Source organism: Duncaniella muris, from assembly GCF_003024805.1.
Lineage (GTDB): Bacteria > Bacteroidota > Bacteroidia > Bacteroidales > Muribaculaceae > Duncaniella > Duncaniella muris.
This window is the reverse complement of sequence record NZ_PUEC01000040.1, coordinates 1-20309: the sequence shown is the minus strand read 5'-3', so window position 1 is coordinate 20309 and position 20309 is coordinate 1. Positions and strand designations below refer to the sequence as shown.

Annotated in this window: 20 protein-coding genes and 3 pseudogenes; 3 read left to right on the top strand and 20 right to left on the bottom strand. The window is 45.6% G+C overall.

Features of this window, described 5'->3' with window-relative positions; translation table 11 throughout:
• On the bottom strand, positions 1-541 hold a 541-nt coding region (locus tag C5O23_RS12685), incomplete at its 3' end, for a helix-turn-helix domain-containing protein (RefSeq protein ID WP_205743449.1).
• A 402-nt stretch (positions 542-943) separates the two neighbouring features.
• Here C5O23_RS12685 and C5O23_RS14715 point away from each other — a divergent pair.
• Positions 944-1051, top strand: a pseudogene (locus C5O23_RS14715) (IS982 family transposase); the annotation flags it as partial.
• A 118-nt stretch (positions 1052-1169) separates the two neighbouring features.
• Here the strand turns inward: C5O23_RS14715 and C5O23_RS12675 are convergent.
• The 8 genes from C5O23_RS12675 to C5O23_RS12640 form a co-directional block, all read right to left on the bottom strand.
• Positions 1170-3830: a calcium-translocating P-type ATPase, PMCA-type gene (locus C5O23_RS12675; protein WP_107033292.1), complete on the bottom strand. Its 2661-nt coding sequence runs from the start codon at positions 3828-3830 to the stop codon at positions 1170-1172.
• A 78-nt stretch (positions 3831-3908) separates the two neighbouring features.
• Positions 3909-4334, bottom strand: coding sequence for a hypothetical protein (locus tag C5O23_RS12670; protein WP_107033291.1), 426 nt, complete (start codon positions 4332-4334; stop codon positions 3909-3911).
• A 105-nt stretch (positions 4335-4439) separates the two neighbouring features.
• Positions 4440-7409: a helicase-related protein gene (locus tag C5O23_RS12665; RefSeq protein WP_107033290.1), complete on the bottom strand. Its 2970-nt coding sequence runs from the start codon at positions 7407-7409 to the stop codon at positions 4440-4442.
• A gap of 12 nt (positions 7410-7421) precedes the next feature.
• Complete coding sequence (locus C5O23_RS12660) at positions 7422-9170, bottom strand: phospholipase D-like domain-containing protein (protein ID WP_107033289.1); 1749 nt, start codon at positions 9168-9170, stop codon at positions 7422-7424.
• A complete protein-coding gene (locus tag C5O23_RS12655) occupies positions 9160-10416 on the bottom strand; it encodes a DUF6361 family protein (RefSeq protein ID WP_153062497.1) in 1257 nt (418 codons plus the stop codon). The genes C5O23_RS12660 and C5O23_RS12655 overlap by 11 nt, the downstream gene beginning before the upstream one ends.
• A gap of 19 nt (positions 10417-10435) precedes the next feature.
• Entirely contained in the window at positions 10436-10882 is a 447-nt protein-coding gene (locus C5O23_RS12650) for a PH domain-containing protein (protein ID WP_107033287.1), read from the bottom strand.
• A 119-nt stretch (positions 10883-11001) separates the two neighbouring features.
• Positions 11002-11289 (bottom strand): GNAT family N-acetyltransferase, encoded by a 288-nt coding sequence (locus tag C5O23_RS14620; protein ID WP_338030932.1) that lies wholly within the window; start codon positions 11287-11289, stop codon positions 11002-11004.
• 104 nt (positions 11290-11393) lie between these two features.
• Positions 11394-12038, bottom strand: a complete 645-nt coding sequence (locus C5O23_RS12640; protein ID WP_107033286.1) for a DJ-1 family glyoxalase III — start codon at positions 12036-12038, stop codon at positions 11394-11396.
• 153 nt (positions 12039-12191) lie between these two features.
• Here C5O23_RS12640 and C5O23_RS12635 point away from each other — a divergent pair, with 153 nt between their 5' ends.
• Positions 12192-12560, top strand: a complete 369-nt coding sequence (locus tag C5O23_RS12635; RefSeq protein ID WP_170068194.1) for a winged helix-turn-helix transcriptional regulator — start codon at positions 12192-12194, stop codon at positions 12558-12560.
• A gap of 83 nt (positions 12561-12643) precedes the next feature.
• On the opposite strand, the gene C5O23_RS12630 is transcribed toward C5O23_RS12635, so the two are convergent.
• Positions 12644-13054 (bottom strand): cupin domain-containing protein, encoded by a 411-nt coding sequence (locus tag C5O23_RS12630; RefSeq protein ID WP_107033285.1) that lies wholly within the window; start codon positions 13052-13054, stop codon positions 12644-12646.
• Between the two features lie 143 nt (positions 13055-13197).
• On the opposite strand from C5O23_RS12630, the gene C5O23_RS12625 reads away from it, so the two are divergent.
• Positions 13198-13560 carry a winged helix-turn-helix transcriptional regulator gene (locus C5O23_RS12625; RefSeq protein WP_107033284.1) on the top strand — a complete coding sequence of 121 codons (363 nt, stop codon included), beginning with the start codon at positions 13198-13200 and terminating at the stop codon, positions 13558-13560.
• Here the strand turns inward: C5O23_RS12625 and C5O23_RS12620 are convergent.
• The 10 genes and pseudogenes from C5O23_RS12620 to C5O23_RS14475 form a co-directional block, all read right to left on the bottom strand.
• Entirely contained in the window at positions 13550-14164 is a 615-nt protein-coding gene (locus tag C5O23_RS12620; protein ID WP_107033283.1) for a CatA-like O-acetyltransferase, family 2, read from the bottom strand. The two genes, C5O23_RS12625 and C5O23_RS12620, sit on opposite strands and share 11 nt — an antisense overlap.
• 61 nt (positions 14165-14225) lie before the next feature.
• On the bottom strand, positions 14226-15008 hold the full coding sequence (locus C5O23_RS12615) for a helix-turn-helix domain-containing protein (protein ID WP_107033282.1): 783 nt from the start codon (positions 15006-15008) through the stop codon (positions 14226-14228).
• Positions 15005-16009: a GNAT family N-acetyltransferase gene (locus C5O23_RS14350; RefSeq protein WP_161553609.1), complete on the bottom strand. Its 1005-nt coding sequence runs from the start codon at positions 16007-16009 to the stop codon at positions 15005-15007. The genes C5O23_RS12615 and C5O23_RS14350 overlap by 4 nt, the downstream gene beginning before the upstream one ends.
• Positions 15999-16721, bottom strand: coding sequence for a GrpB family protein (locus C5O23_RS12605; protein WP_107033281.1), 723 nt, complete (start codon positions 16719-16721; stop codon positions 15999-16001). The genes C5O23_RS14350 and C5O23_RS12605 overlap by 11 nt, the downstream gene beginning before the upstream one ends.
• A 3-nt stretch (positions 16722-16724) precedes the next feature.
• Positions 16725-17702 (bottom strand): GNAT family N-acetyltransferase, encoded by a 978-nt coding sequence (locus C5O23_RS12600; protein WP_240597843.1) that lies wholly within the window; start codon positions 17700-17702, stop codon positions 16725-16727.
• Between the two features lie 2 nt (positions 17703-17704).
• Positions 17705-17934 (bottom strand): annotated as a pseudogene (locus C5O23_RS12595) (tautomerase family protein).
• 3 nt (positions 17935-17937) lie between these two features.
• A complete protein-coding gene (locus C5O23_RS14480) occupies positions 17938-18570 on the bottom strand; it encodes a hypothetical protein (RefSeq protein WP_205743451.1) in 633 nt (210 codons plus the stop codon).
• Between the two features lie 11 nt (positions 18571-18581).
• A complete protein-coding gene (locus tag C5O23_RS12585) occupies positions 18582-18872 on the bottom strand; it encodes a YciI family protein (protein WP_107033279.1) in 291 nt (96 codons plus the stop codon).
• Between the two features lie 81 nt (positions 18873-18953).
• Entirely contained in the window at positions 18954-19565 is a 612-nt protein-coding gene (locus C5O23_RS12580) for a DJ-1/PfpI family protein (RefSeq protein ID WP_205743450.1), read from the bottom strand.
• 21 nt (positions 19566-19586) lie between these two features.
• A pseudogene (locus C5O23_RS14475) lies at positions 19587-19832 on the bottom strand (zinc ribbon domain-containing protein); the annotation flags it as partial.
• Positions 19833-20309: the final 477 nt, after the last annotated feature.

Genomic DNA, 20309 nt, shown 5'->3' with positions numbered 1-20309 from the left:
CTGCCTCGCAATATGTGTAGTGGCTACATGGAAGTATCGCCACAAACACCTCGACCTTTCGTATCCCGGCTGTTGCCTCATCGACTATTTCCAATCTGTCTCCGGCAAAATCGATATACATCTGGTCTCCGGCGCGGTGCTCCACATGCCCGATGGCATTGGTCTGCAGCATGAACTGCCTGAGTTTCATCCCGAAAGATGCCTTCAGATAGCCATCGGGATGGCCGATATGATACTCTTCATACAACTTCTTGACCGTCATGCCCTTTCGAGAAAGTCGCGCCGCATAATCGGGCAATAGGGCTTCAAGCCTGACCTGCCGCTCCGACGGTTTACGTTCCTTTGCCCCTGGTATGGCAAATAGTTCTTGTAGCCGCGCATCACTCAGCGACGGCAGCTTCTCAGCGGGTATACCGCTGTCCTGATACATTCTCACATAGCGGCGCACCGTGTTCCGGGATATGTCAAAGGCACTACTGATGCATTTTATGCCCATCCCTGATGCGTGACATAGGAGAATATTCTTTAATTTTGTGTTCATGTTTTCTTTGAATTATATCCCCCGTCGGCCAAAACGGAATTCAAAGATACATATAAAATCCCCTGCTGACATTACGTCGACAGGGGTCATTTTTATTTTGGGCAAAGGGGTCAGTGATATTTTGGCTTCAGGGGTCAATTCAACCTGGTCTAAGGGGTCATCCGAGCCTGGGTTTTCCATTATGAGCGAGTTGACTGTTCTAAAAGACGGGAAAATAGTAAACACAACACTGGTCATTCCTGCGAAGTTTTCGGCTGAATTTTCAGACCAGAAACTCTTGGATATAAAAGGAATTATCACTCATACTCAGTTAGACGAAATCCCTCATAACACTTCAGCTGTACGGTTCAATTGGGGAATACCCCGTGAGTTGATTGTTCAATTATTGGAATCCAAGAATTATACAACAGATTCACGGAGCCAGAGAAATCCGTGGTCTCTCAGTTCGTGATATCCGTAAAGAAATGTCTGCTGGGAAAATGTACAGGTATTAATTTCATCGACACAACCCCTTGATTTTTCGGGGGATGGGATGAAAAAGCGACACGGTTGCGTGATGGCAGCCGTGTCGCTTTGCGGTGGGAGTGTCTATTTCAGAGAGATATGTTATTAAATGATGGTGCCTGTTTCAAAGAGGTTGTTTATTGAAAAGGCGGATGATTTCGCCAATCCAGAGCACGAGTGATGTGCCGGCTATGATGATTAGCCAGTCAATGAGTCGAAGCGGTTCGACGTTGAAAAATTCTCCGCCGATGCTTACAATCAGTATCTGGCCGAACAGGATCGAGAGGGCTATTAGGCTGAAGCCTTCGCAGCCTTTGAAGTGGAATGCCGAGCGTCCGGTCTCAAAGGCGCGGGCGTTGAACATGTTCCAGAACTGGAGGAATACGAAGATGGTGAAGAAGAGCGAAAGTTCGTAGCCGCTCAGCCCGGTGTTTCCGCCCATCGTGACAGAGCCTATTTCGGTCAGGCATGTGATGTTGGTGTGCTCGAAATAGTAGAGTATGGCGAGGAGCACCAGGAAGAATATGCCTCCTATGCAGATGATGAATCTCTTCATCGCATTGTTGATGATGAATGCCTCGCGCGGGCGTGGTTTGTCTTTCATCACAGATGCGGAGGGTGGGAGAGAGGCAAGCGCCATCGCTGCGAATGTGTCCATGATAAGGTTGACCCACAGCATCTGTGTGACTGTCAGTGGCGACTGCATGCCCATGAATGATCCGAAGAGAACTATGAAGCAGGCCACGACGTTGACGGTCATCTGGAAAAGGATGAAGCGCTGGATGTTCTGATAGAGTGAACGGCCCCACATGACAGCCCGTCCGATTGATGAAAAGGAGTTGTCAATGATGGTTATGTCTGAGGCTTCTTTGGCTACTGATGTGCCGTCGCCCATCGAGAGCCCGACGTGGGCTGTCTTGAGTGCCGGAGCGTCGTTTGTGCCGTCGCCGGTGACTGCGACTACCTCATTATTGGCCTGAAGGGCTTCTACGAGACGCTTTTTGTCCATCGGGCGGGCGCGGGCTATGATTTTCAGATCTCTGACACGCTCTTTCAGCTGAGTGTCGGAGAGTTCGGCAAATTCCGGTCCGGTGATAATGTTGCGGTCGCTGTCAGTGCTGTCGTTCCACAGTCCGATCTGGCGTCCGATTTCTTTGGCTGTGCCGGGAGTGTCGCCGGTGACGATCTTCACTTTTATGCCTGCTTCGATAACCTCCTTCACAGCGTCAGGGACATCGGTGCGGACAGGGTCGGAGATGGCTACAATGCCGAGGAATGTAAGACCGGTGGTCACGACTTTGCCGTCGGCTATTGTCTTGTCGCCGTCATTGATTTCCTGATACGCAAAACCGAGTGTGCGCATGGCCTGGTTCTGATATTCGAGAAGTCTGGCATTGATCTCATCAGCTGTGACTCCGGCGGTGTCTTTACACATCCCGAATATAATTTCCGGGGCGCCTTTGACGTAGAGTATGGTCTTCCCGGTCGATGACCGGACTGTGGTGGCCATGTATTTGCGCTCGGTTGTGAACGGAAGTTCCTCGACCGTGACCGCTTTGTCTTTCAGATCAAGGTAGCTGACGCCTCTCTTTCTGAGCCAGAGCAGAAGTGCTCCTTCGGTAGGGTTGCCGAGCACCTGGATGCGGTCGCCTGACATGTCAAGCTGGGCTGTAGAGTTGACGGCTATTCCTTCGTAGAGAATTTCGTCAGACGGTTCTCCGAAGAAGTCGGCTTTGTAGACCTGCATCTGGTTTCGGGTGAGTGTTCCGGTCTTGTCGGTACAGATAACGGTTGTGGCACCCATTGTCTCGCATGCATGCATTTTGCGCACGAGATTGTTGGTTTTGAGCATACGGCGCATGGAGTAGGCCAGCGATAGTGTCACTGCCATTGGCAGACCTTCTGGCACTGCCACTACGATCAGGGTTACAGCAACCATCAGGGTCTGCAGGAAGAATGCGAGAAATGCCACCCAGTCGAAGTCGGACACATTTATAAAATACATGGCGATACGTCCGGCGATAATAGCGGATGCAAAAGCGTAGGAGACTCTGGAGATGAGTTTGCCGAGCCGGTCAAGCTGTTCGTTGAGGGGGGTCTTGACGCTGTCGTCGATCTGCGCTGCTTCGAAGACTTTTCCGTTCTCGGTTTTGTCACCGACGGCGAACACACGCATCACTCCGTGGCCTTCCATTATTTTGGTGCCGCGCATAGCGTGGTTGCCGGGAAATGTGGCATCTTTGTCGAATCGGGCCGGATCGGTGGTCTTGTGGCATATCGGTTCTCCGGTCAGAGTCGATTCATCGATGTTGAGCGAAACGGCCTCAAGCAGTTCGCCGTCGGCCGGGACTTCTTCGCCAGTGTTGAGAATGACGATATCGCCCACAACGACATCTCGCCTTGTAATCTGCGTAACGCAGCCGTTTCGGATCACCTGCACCGGCTCGTCATCGTTGATCTGATTGAGCAGGGCGAATTCCTTGTCGGCTTTCTGTTCGAAGAAAAATGCGAGCCCGGTGGCAAGCAGTATGGCTATGAAGATGCCGCAGGGTTCGAAAAATACGCCGGAGCCCTCACCGAGGCCCCAGAATTCGTAGCATGAGATACAGATTGACAACACTCCCGCTATCATGAGGATGATGATCAGCGGGTCTCTGAACTTCTCAAGAAACCTTTTCCACAAAGGTTTCTTTGCAGGGGGAGTCAGGATGTTGATACCATTATTTAGCCGGCTGGCCGAAACTTCAGCGTCAGTCAGCCCAGTGTAATGATGTGATTGAGACATATGCAGTATGATTTTTAGATAGCTGTCCGGCGTATGTGCTAATTCAGAAGCGCCTAATTAGGCCGCCGGAAGAGTGTGTTATTCTTTTGGCGTCATCAGGGCGCGGGTGGATTCCAGGATAGGAAGATTAGTTTCGGTCGGGATATAGATGACAGTCTTGTTGCTGAGGTCTGACTGCTGGCGTACCCACAGATACTGGATATAGGTTGAGGTAATGCTTCCGTTTTCGATGCGGATGGCTTCGGCTGCACCTTTGGCGCGTTCGATCTCAGCCTGCGCGTTGAGTTTTTCAGCTTCAAGATTCGCTTTGGCCTCTTCGATTTTGATTTTACGGTTCTGTTCGGCCTTGGCAAACTCAGCCTTGCCCTCCATCTCCTGTGACCAGACGTTGTACCAGGGGCGGATGAAGGCCATTGCTACAATAATCAGTATTATGCCTGCCACACTCCAGATGATACCTTTCAGGATTCCGGGCGTAAGGTTGATGTTATTATTGTGATACATGTCGACGTGTGATTAAAAATATGTTTTGTGTCTGCAAAAGTAGATATAAAATCGCTAAAAATCAACAGGGCTATTGGAAAAGGATGAAACACACGCCGACTTGCATCAGTGGTGCTTTCTGCTGAATGGACACAAGTCAAACAAAAGCCGTTTAATCTGTTCTGACGATATTTTGCCGTCAAGTATCTGTAATAATTCCTCTTGACGCGGTTGTCCCATAGTGAGACGATAAAGAGAAAGAACTTTTATGAGCCTTCCATAACGCGATTCGTCTTCACTCATTGGATACATCGGTACAATGCGTTCGATCTTTTCTGCTTTGATGTCTTTGAAGTGGATATCGTTCAACGGCAGGTACCAGAATGGCACCATCTCTGAATTATTTCCTTTCAGTTCTGCTGAAGCTTTGTAAAACATTTCATTCCACCGGAAGATGTCAGGATAAAGTCTGGAAATGTTCCTTCTGACGGATAGACATTTATAACGATTGATACGTCCTTCGCGTTGTTCCATATTCTGTGGATTGGACGGCAGGTTCCAGTGGACTATTTTCCGGCAGTACCAATGAAAATCAAGGCCTTCCTGACCCACGGATGTCGAGGCTAAGACAAAGGGGCGGAAAGGACTGTTGAAGGCTGAGCGCACGTTTGTTGCGTGGTTGACATCTTTTTCTGTCTGCTTGCCACTTCCGAAATCAACAGCAAAGTGTTTGCGCATAGAGTACTTATCGTCTGTGCCGAATGTCTGTATTGTATTTATCGGCTGTGGATATGCCGGTGCAAATGACTCCTTCATTCTTGTAACAATGGTTTCAGGTGATTTATTCTCGCCAATCATGTGTACGAACTCGTCAAGAACGGCCTGGAGATTTCCCTGGATACAATAGTCAACCACATTCCGGAAGTAGTTGCTATGAGCTCTGCAATTGCTTCGGACTGCGGCAATGCCTTGGCGGTTGTTGAAGATGCCCGTCAGTTCTTTGGCTACTTCTTCAGCATGTTGCCTGGCATTCAGATCGCCAATCCGTTTGAATGTACGGTACAGACACATTGCCGGAGCTCCGATTGCCATTGAGGCCAATATCTCATCAGCTTCTTTGGGTATGTTTCTGACTTCTGCGTCGGAATTGTCGAGAGCTGTCAGAAGGTGATAAATGTCCAACGAACTTACACGGCTGACGGTTTTGCCGTCAAATTCATTCAGTTTGCTTCTGATTTTCTTTTTTATTTGCTGTCTGATATCGCTTAAAGGTTTTCCAAAGCTGTCTTCAGGATCATACATATCTGCCAGAGAAGTTGAAACAGTATGCATGATGGTTAATGTTTTTGTTTTTGTGCTATCCTTAAGGATCTGGAAATCTTCTTTGCGGTAGGATTCGTTGGTTCTGCGTAGCAGACGTCTTTCGGCCTCGTATGATATCATGCATGCAAGCATTTTCGGGACCATGCCCCAGGAAGAAAATATCAGATATTTTGAGAAGGATTCATTCCGTGTAAACACATTCGGTTGCTGTGTATAGTAAGGATGAGAGGCAGGAATCCATAATAATGATTCTGCACCCGTCGATTTTTTGCCTTTGCCGAATATGGTAGCCATAATGAAACCGAGCCTTGCATTCCGATAGTCTTCAAGGGAGTAGTTTTCGATCTTATCCCGGTCAAGTAACAGACAGTCTTTCCTGATACCCTTGCCGGCTCCGGCTTTCCAGGCTTCTGCTATCGTATCTTTCAGTTTATAGTTGTCCATAAACGAGAGCTGGAATGCTGATGATTTTGTATAGTCAACAGGAGCGGAATATACCTTCTTGCCAAACTTCCGGCAGTTGTCTATCAGGTGTTGCATCTGAATAAATGATGTGATGTCGCCGGCTGACAGGAAATCATAAACAGGAGGTAAGATTTCATGAATAATGCCCTCGTTGGACCGTTCGGTACGTCCCATGACATTATAGAGCATATTTTCTGCTGACTGATGCTTCAGTCCGATTGTTTCTTCTGTTTCTTTTTCAATATGTTTCAAGGCAGAAGAGTAGTCTCTCCATATGGCCTTGAAATCAATTTTATTGACATCGTTGATATGCAGGAAATCCATCAGACGATGGAAATCCTTATATTGTTCGTCATTATTGGAGTCGTTGAGTTCTTCGAGCGTTGTGTATGGCTTGTATGGGGTTGCTGATAATAGCAGAATATAAGTATTCTTGTTGGCAAAGAATTTTCTGGCTATCATGTTTTCCTCTGTTTCAGTTGACCTGTCAGTGTCAATCAGAGAGCTGAACTTCTGGAACTCGTCCATGATAACAAGGTCGGGTTTCAGAATCTCAAGACTGATCTCGGCAAAGATCTTTCGGAGCTTAATAGTGAAATAATAGATGTCATTCTGCCATTGTGCGTCTTGCCTTGAATCACAAAGGTGCAGCAGACGTTGCATGTATGTCTCATCTGCTGAATACATCCGAGAGAGTTTCGAGGTCATTGCCGCGACTATTGTCTCTCTGTATTCTATCAATTCGGGTTTGCGCACTTCATTATAATAATGCACACTCAACCATTTCCAGGCTTTTGGTGCCCAACCTACCAGCAAGTCAGATAACCTATTCTGCTTTTCCTGCGAGTTGAATGCAGGCAGGAGTGACAAGCAGGCATATATCAGGGCTCTCTCGCTGACACTGCCGGTTCCCCATGTCATCTGAAAAGATGTTGCGGGAGTGAGCGACAAAACCAGAGTGTCTTTTCCGGATGCTTTCAGCTCGACTTTTTTGCGGTAGTAGACAAAGTGTTGCATGGAAAGGCGACTTTGCGATAAATCCACCTTTTCGCCATCGTCAGAGAGTGTGTCGATGTTCTGCTGGGCAATCTGGAGATTGCAGCAGACATATACGACGCAGTACATGCCGTCGTCATCCAGAACCTCTTTTGACAGTTCGCCTTTGACTCGGCGTACCACTTCAGATGCGACAGTGGTCTTTCCAAGGCCGGCTTCATCTGCTACAAGCACGCGTTTCTGTCCTTTTTTATAGGTCTCAAGTACATGTTCGGCTGTTGCGGCTTGAAAATCCAATGGCTTATTTTTCATTGCGAAATGTCTTTATTCGGTTGCGGCGACGAAAAGTTTATACATCTTAATGAAGGCAGGGGGAACAATGTCATCGCTGAGTTTGCTTATCAAACGACCGATCTCCTGAATTTGTTTCGGATTGGTTGCGGCAATCTTCAGCATTTTCTCATATAAATTGGGGAAAGACAGATTTTCTTCAGGCTTGATTCCATTGCCGGTATGCTCTTTGTGTAAAATTTCGGTTGAGATGTATTGCAAAGGAGTATCGGTCAGCATTATTTCCAGCAGTCGGAAAAAGTCATTCGGAGATTTGATGATGCCTTTATAAATTTCCTGATCTCTGTCAGACGGCATTCCTGTGGTTTCTATCTTGATTACAGCATTATGGTGTGTGCCATCAGGTGTGGTTGCAGAGATGATGAAAAACTCGGATAATTCATCAGCTCCCAGGTCTTCAAATGTCACTCTACCGGTCCATCGTTGCAAAAGATCTTTCTTTTGAAGGGGTGCTATAAAAACATCATTCGCCAACCTCATGCTATTTGATGCCACTATTATGGAAAAGCGTCCGTTGCGATGACGGGTGATTCGTGCTTTCAAGTCTTCCGCACACATCAATTCCTTCATTGCCGATTCTGCCGCATCCCACTTGATGGCTGATGACGCATTTTCTAATGGCTCGTTCAGAGGCATGAACTTGTTGTCGCTGTTGCCATTCTCATAGAAATCGCTCAGAAATTGTGCAGACCGGGTATTGCCGTATTTATATTTTAGCCTGAGGAGGAATTCTCCATTGCGTTCAAAGGCCGATGTCGTGGCGTTGGCAGAACCGAGATACAGATACTGCTCGTTTCGGCCATTCCATACGTGATATATCTTTGCGTGCAGGTCTATTCCTCTGCTTGCCAGATCATCGAGTGTCACGTAGATTCCTCCTTTATTTTTGAACTTTTCAAAAATATTTTTGTCGACATATTCCTTCCGGGTGATGAGCGTCCGTTTGCATCTATTTTCCGGGTTGAGCCTTGAAATCATTGTTTTGTCAATAAAGGGAGAAACAATGATGCTCTCGGCCCCTACAAGATAGTCTTCTGCCTGAGGTAATCCAAAGTCGTAGTTGAATAAGTAGGGATAGAAGTCGTAGTCTTCAAACGGGGATTCAACATCGAATTTTTCTACACGAGCCAGATCGGCAGCCAGTTTTAAAACAGACTTTTTCTGATCATTACCGATATTTGATTCCTTGACAACAGCTCTGATAAAATCAATCAGCGGCTTATGCTTTTTGTTATTGACAGATGTCGGCCCGACCTTGCCTGTAAGGCAGGCAATACAGTCAATAGTATCTGTAAATGACAGATTGCGACTGGTTACTATCAGTTTAAGGAGCGCGTCTTTGCTGTCATCGTTGTTGATTTCCCGGATTAGCCAAAGTTTAGGGTGAAAGTTGGCTTTGTGGTTCCGGCGGTCAAATACTTCAAAGATATTACGTTCCATCAACGAATACACTTTTCGTATGGCCGGTGGTACTGCTATTCCTCCTTTGTTGCAGAAGACAACAACCTTCTCACTGCTCTTTGCGATGGCATCTAACAGCAGGTGGTGAGACTGAATGACATTATCGTCCATTTCACCAAGCATACCAAATGCCAGATGGGCGGTAAGCATGGCCTCGAAACTCAAGCAATAGGTCATTCCAAGTGCAAAGTCGGTAGAATAACCTGGTGTAGGTGAGAGGAGATCGCCATACAGATGTTCTTTCAGTAATTTATCTGCCATAGTCTTGCTTTGGGTTTCTGATTTCGTTTACCATTGTCCGAACTGTTTCCCAACGGAATGTGTTAGGGTCTGGATTTCCGCGCCGTTGATCCCGATAGGCGTTATTGCCAATTTTACTGCGCTCTTTCTTGACGGTCTGTTCACGGGTCTTGACAAGCTGGTCAAGTTGTGAACGATCGCCTGTCCTAATTGCTTCATAGCAATCCTTGCAAAATTCAGTGAACATAGGATCAATGGAACGGATGTAGTCAAACAGGGCTTCGTATGCTTTCTGATTATAGATATCCTCCTTGTATTCCTCTAATAGTTCAAAATATTTTTTATCGCAATATTCGGCATCATCTGACTTGCCAAAACTATAATAGTAGCGATAGTTGAATCTCCAGTCAGCAAGATGGATGAGTTTGGAAAATAACACAGATTTTTTGTAAATATCAAGCACATCCGGAGTCAGGCCGGCCAATATTTTCTCTATATCGAAATATTTGATACCATCAGGGATTTCGAATTCGCTGTCAATGAGATAGGCGAGCATAGAGCCTTGGCAACTTGCATGTATTCTATCTTTGAGAAAGGATGCTTCCTTCTCTGACAAGGAAAGCTCCATAGTCTTCCCGTTAAAGAAATCATAAGTCTCGCCACAGGTCATGATTAACTGTTTTTCTCCGGTCATGTCACCTGCATCCTCTGTCAGGTCATCGCCCTTCGGTATGCGATTGCTATGAGGATCTTCGAAGCGTTTCTTATTAAGTTCAAGAATCAATCGTTCTACTCCGGTATCAGGAATAATGCCATATCGGGCTAATCCGCTGCCGTAAATGTAGGCGGGATCATACTTGACATATTTGGTGTGGTCATTCAAGGCATCTTTTAAGGTATTTATTCCAGTTATACCTTTTTCTAATGTGTTGACTTGACCATTGTCCCATTTTGCCAATTGCCTCGTTATCTGTATTTCAGCTTCTTTGATGAAAGTGCGGACCTCGGCAAGGTTTTGAAACTTACGGCTCTTGAATGCGGTATGGTAATATAATGAAGGCAACACTACAAAATACTTGGCATGATGCTGAAGGGTAGAGGTGCCGGGAAACAGGGTGTTGGAGAAGTGATCCCGTACTCTGCCAATACCTAACTCCTCGATAGCTTCTGATTCCTGCAGCAACTGCATCATCTTGGCTACACGCTTCTTTTCTGCTGTGTTGAAGTTTACAAATCCTATTTGCATTATAGATGAAGTATTAGACATAAAATCGGCTACGATCAAATCATTGCGCTTGATGCCGGATCTGTGGGTTTATGTCGAGTAACTGCCGGATAAATTCCTCCTGCCGGACCGGAGAGATGATGAGCGGAATATAGCTTTTGAGAATCTTGCGGTCGGTAAACGTGATTGCCAGACGGTGAGACAACGATGTGGCCGGAGCCGAGAGTACACTCTTTGTCGGTTTAATTTCCTTAATCTTGTCAATAGGGTAGGCGGTAGGGATAAAGAGCGAGTACACTACCAGTTTGTTGCCGTCAATCCGGTAATAGGTACCGATAAATCCCGTTAAAATGAACGCTAATATCGCTAAACCGACTGTGATAGTGATCAGCAATAAACTATGGTCGATGAAACAAGGTATCAGACAACACGCCACCGCAAGTCCAATGATGAGCCACGTCGACCCATCCCACATCGAGTTATATCTTGTTCCTTCAAATTTCTCCATAACCAATAAATTGTGTATCGGATGTTTATATCGGTTACGCAAAATTACTACAAATATTTATTTTGCCAAATGCGTAATGTTTATTCTGAATTTATTTCGTTCTGTTATGCACATAGTTGTCAGAATGGCAAGATCATTTCAAATTGCCTGTTTATAATCGGTATATTTCTATTGTTCAAAAAATGGTGAAGCGAGATGTCATCGGTCGGGATATTCAGAATTTTTATAAAGTCGGTTTTCATCATTGATACTGCTTTTTGCAGCAACAGGGAGGCAATGCCTTGACCTCGAAAATCTTTAATAGTACCGGTCCCGGTGTCGTAGGCAGTTGAAATCCGGTTATGCTTACCGATTCCGTTTAATGTGAACGCTACAATTTCATCATCTGCAAATGCTGTATCATCGATGAAGGCGGTGAAGCATCATGCTCCATCGCCTTCATTTGCCAAAATTTATTTTCAGTGGCAAAGAGCTAAGGTGATAACAGCCGCCAAAAGGCAACGTTGTGGCTTTAATTGTTGCATCCGCAGGTACAATTATCATCGCATCTGCAATTGGCTATCACCATACCTTCACGGAGTGCCTTCTCCATATCCGGACCCTTTGCCTTGCGAACAATGGCAAGTGCGAATTCGAGGGTTGTTCCGGGACCCTTGGATGTTATCAGGCGGTCACCAATTACCACTGACTCCTCGGAGTATATCCCACCTCTATTTTCAAAGTCATCTTTGAGGAAAGGATAACCGGTGGCTTTTACCCCTTTTATGATACCGAGCGGACCAAGCACCAGAGCCGGCGCTGCGCAGATGGCGGCGATGTTGCCTCCTTTTTCCCAGTGGGATTTCACAAGGTTGCTCAGCTTTTCGTCAAGGTTTACCGCATCCTCCGATTTATCGGCACCGGGGAATATGAGCCAGTCTATCCGCTCGGGGGACAAAACGGAAACACTCATGTCTGCAACGATAAGGTTGCCTGTGGCTCCTTTTACAAGTCTGTTCTCTGTCATAGAGACGGTGAATACCTCCATCCCGGCACGTCGCATGACATCAACGGGTGCCAGAGCCTCGATTTCATCGAAGCCTGTTCCAAGCATCACGAACACAGCCTTGCCTGAAGGTTGAGCCGATGCTGGAATGCTGATACTGATTTCAGTCATAATTTGTGGGTTTATTATGTTTGTGTTAACTTTGCAAAGGATAATTGCTACCCTTTGGATAGCGCAAAGTTATACATCAAAATATTGCCATGCAAGAGGTTACTTCCAAAGTAGCCACTTACTTCAAACTCACTTTTAGTCAATATCAGACAGATGAAGAACGAAAAAATTTCAGAAAAATATTCATGTGTCGCCACGTGCCCCATGAGGAACGTGATAGCACACTTCGCCAACAAGTGGTCGATGCTCCTGCTTGTCATACTTGACGAGTTCGGCGTAATGCGTTTCAACGAATTGTCGAGGGCAATCCCCGACATATCACCGAAGGTATTGTCAGGACATCTGAAAACACTTGAATCAGTTGGATTGGTAAAGCGCATTCTATATGCCGAGGTGCCACCTCGCACAGAATACGAGTTAACCGATTTGGGTAGAACCTTGATACCAATACTCAATCAGCTGTCAGATTGGGGACGCAGGCATCTTAACGATATAACCAAATCTCTTTCAAAATATCAATAGAAATTTTATACGTCAAACAGAATGAAGATGGCAGAAAAAAACTGTCACTTTCATTCTGTTTACAGGTGTATTTCCGGATATTGTCAGAGCAGGCTTTTACGCTCGGTTATATCAGTATCGGTCATTGTATAACCACCGAGGCTGTCTTCTTTTGCCTGTATGCAGATGTAGGTCATCGCTTCTGTTGAGGTACATTTGAGATTGCGGTCGCAGTTGGTCGACACTCGGATTACAGAACCCTCCGCCACATCAAAGACGTTGTCGTCAACCTGAAATTTACCTGCTCCGGACAGGATTATGTAATTTTCCTCGTTAGCCTTGTGGCTGTGGAAGAATGGCACAGCAGCGCCCGAAGACAGAGTGCCGAATGAAATCTCGCATGAAGTGGCGCCGGTGGCTTCCTTAACGAACTGTTTTCCGGCGAAGCCACACAGCGTGCCGATGGATGCGTGGGCGAATTTATCGCCGGAATTGAGAGTCTTGATTTCGCTCATATTTCTTGGTTTGAAATTAAATTATTAACTTTGCGACAGTAAGCCGCTTTCATTTGGATAGTGCAAAGTTAAGTCATGTTTTTGAGTCATGCAAGACGTTACTCCGATGTAAGGCGCTAACTTTTAGGTAACTATTTTTGATTATGAACGCATTGCCACTAAAAGAAAATTTGAAAAAATATACGGGCATAGCATCGTGTCCTGTCAGAAACGTCATAAGCCGGTTTTCCGGCAAATGGACTATGCTCGTTCTCTGTGTCCTTGCTGAGAACGAGGCAACCCGCTTTAATGAAATCGGGAGGGCAATTCCCGATATATCACCTAAAGTCCTTACAGAAACTCTAAAAAGCCTTGAAGCCGATGGTCTGATTTCAAGGAAGCTGTATGCCGAGATTCCTCCCAAAGTGGAGTATTCACTGACAGAGCTTGGCAAAAGCCTCATGCCGTTACTTGGCAATCTTATTGAATGGGCACTCGACAACTTCAATGCAATAGCTAAACGGTAGAGATTTCCTTTTGAAGCACGTTGAGGAAGCGAGCTGCATGGGCACCATCCATTTGGGTGTGATGGAACTGGAATGATACCGTGAGGGTTGTCTTGAACCAGCGGCGACGGTATGCACCCCATATCATGAAGGGGTTGTTGAACACTTCGCTATACATTCCGACAGCTCCGTCTATGTCGTATTGAGCTAATGCCGATGTGCCGATTACCATGCTGTCGGTTAAATCGTGATTCTCGCAGGTTTCGGCGACCTGACGTGTCAGACGTAAATAATCCTTATTGAAGCACGCGAGGTCGTCACTGAAAGGGATATCGCATGAGCTGACCTCACCCTGTGAGTTGGCAACAATAGTATTGACGGCAATCGTGTCATATCTGATGAGTTTGTCACCGACCGGGAGCATATAGAACTCTTTTATCTGAGAGGCGGCTTTGCCGATGCTCCAGCACATCAACATATTGAATTTCAGACCTCGCTTTCGGCTGATATGCCGTAAACGAGTTACATCGAGAGTCTTGATCAATGTCACCATCGGCATCGGTGCCTTCATCCACATTTCATAAGCGTAGGCTCGTGTGGTCTCTTTCGGATTTACTTCCTGCATCGTAGTTTTTTTGATGCGAAGTTACCACGGCAACGACACTCCCGATAGAACAAAAGCGACATTATGCCGGATTGGTAAACAGATCTGAGTATGGTGCGCAGTGCTTTATAAGCGCCTCAGGAGTATAACCGCTCAGTTTCTTGAAATTCCTTATAAAGTGTGACTGGTCGGAGTAGCCGCATTCGGCAGCGATTCCGGCATAGTTGCTTTCTCCTCGTTGCATCAGCCACAGTGCCTTTTGAAATTTCACGATGCGGGCATATTCCTTAGGATTCATCCCGACCGTTTCGCGGAACACTCTTTCATATTGCCGCTTGCTGAGACAGGCTCTGTCAGCAAGAGCATTCACAGATGTTGAAGGAACGGAGAGCAATGTGCCGATTGTCGAACCCACTCGGCTGATATTCAATACCGGACGGATCTTCGATGTCAGAAAATCCTCCAGTATATCAATACAATCTTTCGCATTCTCACAGTCGAAAATCTTCTGAGCAATTTCATTCAGTTGCCGATTCTCGATATCATAGCCGGAGATTTCAAGATTGTAGAATGCTGATGGCGGAGTGTCGATAAACATCCCGACGGTATGCGGGTAGAAAACCGCCACTATCATTTCCAGACTTCCGTCAGACTGGATATGCGCAGGAAAATTCACTTGACCGCTAATCGTAAATTGCGACTGGCTCTTGTCAAGTTCCGGTATATAAAGCGGTGTTTTTTTGTGAAAGATTATCTGCGGACAACCGATAGGAAATGTCAGGATGCTGAAAGGCTCATCGCCTTTCAGTACCCAATAGTAGCGCACATATGGGCGCAGCTCCGATCTCGGGTGATAGATTTTCATTTTAGGGACAATCTATATGCTCTGCAATCTACGCCATTACAATTATAATCTGCTATCTGTTGAAATCCGCATTTTTCGGCTACGCGCTGTGAGGCCAAATTATTGGCATCGATGGTTATCAGAAGCGAATCAAGATGAAGAGAACCACGGCAGAAGCTTATCAAAGCAGCAAGGGCTTCCGAGGTCAATCCTTTGCCCCAGTACGGAAAACCTATCCAATATCCGACTTCCCGCTCGCTTGCAAATGGCTTGTAATGCTCGGCTCCAGCCGGCACAAGTCCTATGCAACCAATAGGTTCGTTGGTTTCTTTCAAGACCATCGCCAGAGTGAAGGGATTGGGCTGAAAGAAATCTTTTATAACTTCGCGACTCATGTCAACCGAGGTATGCCTAGGCCACAGCGCCATCTCGCTAACGCGACCGTCAGAGGCATATTTATATAATGCTTCGGCATCGTTCTCGCGCCATCGGCGCAGGGTCAGACGGTTAGTATCAATGTTGAAATTTTGTGCTATTTCATCAGTAAGCGCAAGATTGAATTTGTCGCAAAGTAGCAGCACATCTTTGATGTCATTATCATCGAGTTTGTAGCCGGAGTGAAATCTGACTTGCCATTCCGGGGTGATGCAATTAACTTCGAGGTGTCCTATGCGTCCTTTACCTGTAAATACTTCTTTCGGGAACGTCTCGCTCTCAAACACGAAATCGCCCTCAGAATTGCGAGAAAATATGTGAAGGTCAATGATTCGCGCATTTCCATCCCGCCAAACTGTATGTTCGGGAGTAGTATATTCCATCACGGTTTCAGAATAGCCAGTATCTTTCAGCAGTTTAATCGAACATTCTTTATCCTGCTTTTCGATGAAGATGTCTATGTCGTTATGACATCGCGACTCAAAGCCGACTAAGGCATCCACGCCCCAGCCACCATCAAGGTATATCTGTATTCCTTTTGACCGAAATAATAATATTATTTCAACCGCATCAGATTCACGTAACATGACATTTGTTGTTAAGTCTCAAAATCGTTTTTATAAATTCGCTTTTGGCTTCAGTATATCCGTCTCGGTTATTCTTATACTTTGGCAATAGCGAATGTTTAAGCCTTTCATACTCTTTGGCAGATTCCGGGTTTGCGATCAGATAGTCGCGGAACAGGATTTCCTCATTGTCACCAATCCTATGAACGTGGACATGAAACACCCTGTCGGCATATCCGGCAGGTGTATATCCTTTATAGAAAATTTCAGTGTTACGCAATTTGTAGGTAGATATACTTGGAACTGCATTTTTCCCGGTTGCCTTTTTGCTTATCATATTAAAGGCCTTTTTTGCCGCATCACCCATCAACATGACAACCTGAAGATTAGGAAACAACTCAAGCTCCTTTTCAAGATATGGCACACTTTCGTCAATGCTTTCCTTTGAAACTGTGTATTCCGATTTAGGCGTCTTGACGGCATTGGTGATGTAGATGTTGAGGTTCAATATATCCTGAATACCACTTACCTCTATCCCCGCCTTTCGGAACAGCGGGATTGTAGTCGACATATATGCGGAGTCAGACTTTCCATAGAAATCATCGTCAGAATCAACCGGGACAACTTCGTTTATCATGATAGCCCGTATCATTTCCGGCTCGATATTTACATCATTAAGCCGCAGAAATTCTGTATCACCACAAAGTTGTTGCAGTTGCGATTTTATATTCATGATTCACTTGCGATTCAAATGTTTGACCATTAAATAATCATGCTCTCGCTCTACGATAGTCTCAAATCCGAATCTGCGGTACATACTTACTGCATAATTGGTCTTATCGACTGACAGTGAAACCTGTTCATATCCCTTCTCGCAAAGCGTGTTCAATAAGGATTCCAATAGTCGGCTGCCTATGCCTCTTCCACGATATTCCGGATATAGCGAAATTGCCAATTCCGGAATGGAGGCATCGACTTTGCCGTATGAACACCCAAGTCTTGACCATGCCGCACCGACAATGGCACCGCCGATTATTGCCACACGGCAGAAATCGCCGGTGCGCGATCCGAATCCATTCACATAAGCCCATATCATCGGTTCTTGAAGAACCGTTCTCGAAACTTCCGGTGCGTCCTGCGGTTGGAATATCGCCTCATAAAGAAACTCGGTAAGCAGAGGTATCTCGTCTGACTTAATATCGCGAATTATGGCATCTGCATATTGTTCCATTTCAATGCAGTTCCACGTTTCACCAAGACATGGGTAGCTCTCAGTGTCCTGCCGTGAAACACGATGAAATCCCGCCACTTCATAGCAATGGATGGCGGACGGATTATTTTCAAAGACACCAAGCGACACTTTTGTGGCTCCAAGCGTTTCAAAAGCATATTTTACCGCCATTGAGACAAGAGCTTTCCCTAAACCGATGCCGCGCTTTGAATCATCGACAATGACAAAGCCCAATCGTTGTTCAGTCGTATCGTCGGCAGGAGTGCGCAATGTGATGTATCCTACAATCTCATCGTCATCTGTCATTGTCAGGGCACGCGAGCGTTGGCCGTCAATATACCGCTCGTGATATGAATTCATATCTTCGGGCATTACCGGATAATGCTCATACCTGTCGGCGCACCATTGGCGCATAAGGTATTCGCTTTTCAGCCACGATGTGATTATCACAGCATCAGTCATCTGATATGGGCGTAATGTCATACTCATTGTGGGTAGTCACGTTTTATCTCGCCGATTGATTTGCCTCCGATGCCATCATCGCTTTAGCGCTTTGCTTTGCAAAGAACTTTTCGTCGGGCAGTTCTTTGATGGTAACGGTGAAGAACTGCTCCGGGATATGGGTTATCTCGGAGGCCGTGGCAGTAAGCCTCTCAATCACCTGTTTCTTCTGTTCAGCGGTCAGTTTGCCGCTCTCTATTGATATGTATGGCATAATTTAATTCTTTGCAATTACCCACTTGTCACTCTTGGATTTTCGTTGTGCACAATAACCAAGAGGTAAATCATTCAGGTTGCTGATAGTCGGGTCTAAATCCAATACATACTTTAATGAAACTATCCTTGCATCGCTTTCGTTATGTTCTTTACCACAAAGGAATTGCCATGCTCCGTCATCCGCATCGTGAGAAACAAATAATATTTTTTCTCTACCATCCAAAATATGACTGCATATGAAAACAGCCGTATTTGGAGCGTCTGAAAACGGGAAAATATCATTACCCTTATTGGAACTGTTTATATGCTTGCTTATAGCCATTGCAGTCCAACCTATTGCAAGATATACTGTTGCATAGACGATAAACCATAATTCATGTATATCAAAGAAAATCCACGTGCCGGCAAGAAACGCTAAGGCTGACACTAATGGAAGGTTCCACATTTCCTTTATGTCTTTCCCGCAGCGATAACCAAGAATCGCAGAATAAATAGGATTCACAATTAAGAAAAGCATCATGCACAGTGCCATTCCGGAACATTCAGACGCAAGCCCGGCAACAGCAAAAGGCAATGCAAACATCACAATGATGGTGACTGACAGCCAAATAATTATAGTTCTTTTATTCTCCATTAGTATAATACTTATTTTAGGGTGTCGGAAAGGCTCGGTTCTACAAACATTGTCGGAGTAAACTCGACAATCCGGTAGTCAGCAATGCCATTGATATTGAACGGATCTTGCTCGATGATAGAATTAATCTCTGCACGACTTTCGGCCTTCATCAATATTACGCCGCCCACGCGGGGAGTCTGCGGCCCGGAAGCGATGAAATCTCCGGCTGCATAGTGTTTGGTGAGATATTCACGATGTGCGGCGAGAAACTTATCAACCTCGCTTAACGGCTTTCTATATGTAAGTATTGCGATAAACATAATGATATGATTATTTGAGAAGATTGTTTTTTGAAAAGGTTCTCTTTCCGTCTCAGGAACAATCTATTACAATGGCTCTCTTCATTCAATCGAGAAAAGGTTGCAGAAGCCCTGTTTGTTGAACTGATAGTACATTTCGATTCGTTCCGGTGTATCGTTTTCGAGCAATGTAAGTAACTCTTTTGCAAATTCAAGGGTCGCAGAACCGTTGGCAGTTACTATGCAGCCATCGCTTACGGCTTGCGCGTGGATATACCCTTCGGGATTAGTGTAGTTCTCTCCACCCCAAATTTTCAGTTGATCCAGGCCATTGCCGGTATGTTTCACCGCATTGAGGAAACCATGCTTTGCCATAAACGATGCTGCATTGCATATCGCGCCTACAGTCTTTCCTTTTTCAATAGCTTTTTTGACAATTGGCACAACCTGTTCAGCAACAGGCGTGCTCCACCCGAAGCCACCAATCAGCACCAGCGCAGCATAATCGTCGGGCATCGTTTCAAACGAATAATCAGGTAAAGTCCGGAAGCCGCCGATGGATTTCACCGGCTCCATTGTCGGGGCGACAGCCTTATTGACATATTTCGGATTCTCTTTCAGCGCGAACTCATCGGAGGCTATAGCCTGTGAAAGATATACAATCTCATGCGCTGCGTAATCCGGCAAAAGGATATATAGAATTTCGTTACTTATAATATCGTTTTTCCAGCGTTTGAGATGCGGGAAGAACTGGCGCATCTGCTCCTTCATCTGCTCGACTGTAAGATTCTGACCAGAGTTTCTGTTTATCTCGTCGGTAAACTGAGCGCAGTGTTCAATCATCTGCTCCATTGTCATATCCTGTGTGAACTTGCCGTCTTTGTAGCAGTAGATACAGTAATCCTCGTTTGGTGTACCATCGGCATTCGTGCCGAGTACTTCATTTGTGAGCGGCATTCCGCAGCTCTGACAGAATTTCATTTCCATTGTCGTTTTTTACTTATTCCTTTTTTGTCCCACAGTCCGATGGAGCGGTTTATAAATGCAGAAGCGCGGACTTCTATGTCAATCTAACTTGACGGCCCTGAGAAAGCCTATGATGCAGATATAACGATAGCAGCCCACGCCGTATGCGTGAGAACCACTATGCTATCTCTTGCATCAAATTTGAAAGGCTCTCAGGTTTTCAAGTTACAAGATGAGCATAACGCTTCTTATTTTTCCAAAATGTTGTGAGAAGACTTTCGCCAACCCGGCCACAAAGCTACGAAATTTTTATGGGATTTTAATGGGTTATCGTGGTGTCCAGGCAAAATTTTTTTGATAGAGCGCACGGCTCTTTCATTTAAGATTTCGTCTCATTCTCGACAAATGTGTTATTTTATAGCGAGAGCAGTACGGGCGGAGAGGCTTTAACCTCTGATTTTCAAGAAAATAAGTGCAATGAAAATTTGGCCA

Excerpts from the sequence above, each read along its gene's own strand:
- C5O23_RS12675 (WP_107033292.1), bottom strand. The coding sequence starts at position 3,830 with ATGTCTCAATCACATCATTACACTGGGCTGACTGACGCTGAAGTTTCG.
- C5O23_RS12670 (WP_107033291.1), bottom strand. The coding sequence starts at position 4,334 with ATGTATCACAATAATAACATCAACCTTACGCCCGGAATCCTGAAAGGT.
- C5O23_RS12665 (WP_107033290.1), bottom strand. The coding sequence starts at position 7,409 with ATGAAAAATAAGCCATTGGATTTTCAAGCCGCAACAGCCGAACATGTA.
- C5O23_RS12660 (WP_107033289.1), bottom strand. The coding sequence starts at position 9,170 with ATGGCAGATAAATTACTGAAAGAACATCTGTATGGCGATCTCCTCTCA.
- C5O23_RS12655 (WP_153062497.1), bottom strand. The coding sequence starts at position 10,416 with ATGTCTAATACTTCATCTATAATGCAAATAGGATTTGTAAACTTCAAC.
- C5O23_RS12650 (WP_107033287.1), bottom strand. The coding sequence starts at position 10,882 with ATGGAGAAATTTGAAGGAACAAGATATAACTCGATGTGGGATGGGTCG.
- C5O23_RS12640 (WP_107033286.1), bottom strand. The coding sequence starts at position 12,038 with ATGACTGAAATCAGTATCAGCATTCCAGCATCGGCTCAACCTTCAGGC.
- C5O23_RS12635 (WP_170068194.1), top strand. The coding sequence starts at position 12,192 with ATGAAGAACGAAAAAATTTCAGAAAAATATTCATGTGTCGCCACGTGC.
- C5O23_RS12630 (WP_107033285.1), bottom strand. The coding sequence starts at position 13,054 with ATGAGCGAAATCAAGACTCTCAATTCCGGCGATAAATTCGCCCACGCA.
- C5O23_RS12625 (WP_107033284.1), top strand. The coding sequence starts at position 13,198 with ATGAACGCATTGCCACTAAAAGAAAATTTGAAAAAATATACGGGCATA.
- C5O23_RS12620 (WP_107033283.1), bottom strand. The coding sequence starts at position 14,164 with ATGCAGGAAGTAAATCCGAAAGAGACCACACGAGCCTACGCTTATGAA.
- C5O23_RS12615 (WP_107033282.1), bottom strand. The coding sequence starts at position 15,008 with ATGAAAATCTATCACCCGAGATCGGAGCTGCGCCCATATGTGCGCTAC.
- C5O23_RS14350 (WP_161553609.1), bottom strand. The coding sequence starts at position 16,009 with ATGTTACGTGAATCTGATGCGGTTGAAATAATATTATTATTTCGGTCA.
- C5O23_RS12605 (WP_107033281.1), bottom strand. The coding sequence starts at position 16,721 with ATGAATATAAAATCGCAACTGCAACAACTTTGTGGTGATACAGAATTT.
- C5O23_RS12600 (WP_240597843.1), bottom strand. The coding sequence starts at position 17,702 with ATGACATTACGCCCATATCAGATGACTGATGCTGTGATAATCACATCG.
- C5O23_RS14480 (WP_205743451.1), bottom strand. The coding sequence starts at position 18,570 with ATGGAGAATAAAAGAACTATAATTATTTGGCTGTCAGTCACCATCATT.
- C5O23_RS12585 (WP_107033279.1), bottom strand. The coding sequence starts at position 18,872 with ATGTTTATCGCAATACTTACATATAGAAAGCCGTTAAGCGAGGTTGAT.